Annotated in this window: 1 pseudogene; it reads right to left on the bottom strand. The window is 39.5% G+C overall.

The annotated features are described in order from the left end of the window. A pseudogene (locus ABGT15_RS14695) lies at positions 1–569 on the bottom strand (gliding motility-associated C-terminal domain-containing protein); the annotation flags it as partial.

A 569-nucleotide genomic window follows, 5' to 3' on the forward strand; every position in this document is an offset into this window, starting at 1 on the left:
AACCGTAGCAAAATTAAATGTTGGGGTAATTGTTGGGTTTACTACAATTGTCATTTGTTCAGTACTTGCACATTGCCCGGTTATAGGTGTAAAAGTATAAGTTGTTGTTGAGGTATTGTTCAAAGCCGGTGACCATGTACCAGTAATGCCATTTGTTGATGTTGTAGGCAATGCAGTTAAACTTTCTCCAGTACAAATTGGAGCAACTTGTGTAAATACTGGTGTTACAAATGGGTTAACAGTTATAGTCATTTGTACCGTAGCAGCACATAAACCAGAAGTTGGAGTAAACGTATATACCGTTGTAACAGTATTGTCTAAAGCTGGCGACCAAGTTCCAGTAATCCCTTCATTAGAAGTAGTTGGTAAAGCGATTAAGGTATCTCCTGCACAAATCGGAGCAACTGCACTAAAAGTTGGTGTTACAACCGGATTTACAGTGATGGTCATGGTTTGTGTTGTGGCACATTGTCCTGCATCCGGTGTAAACGTATATACCGTTGTAGCTGTATTATCTAAAGTAGGAGACCAAACACCAATAATTCCTTCGTTGGAAGTGGTTGGTAAAG

The organism is Flavobacterium enshiense, from assembly GCF_040750275.1.
Classification (GTDB): Bacteria; Bacteroidota; Bacteroidia; order Flavobacteriales; family Flavobacteriaceae; genus Flavobacterium; species Flavobacterium enshiense_B.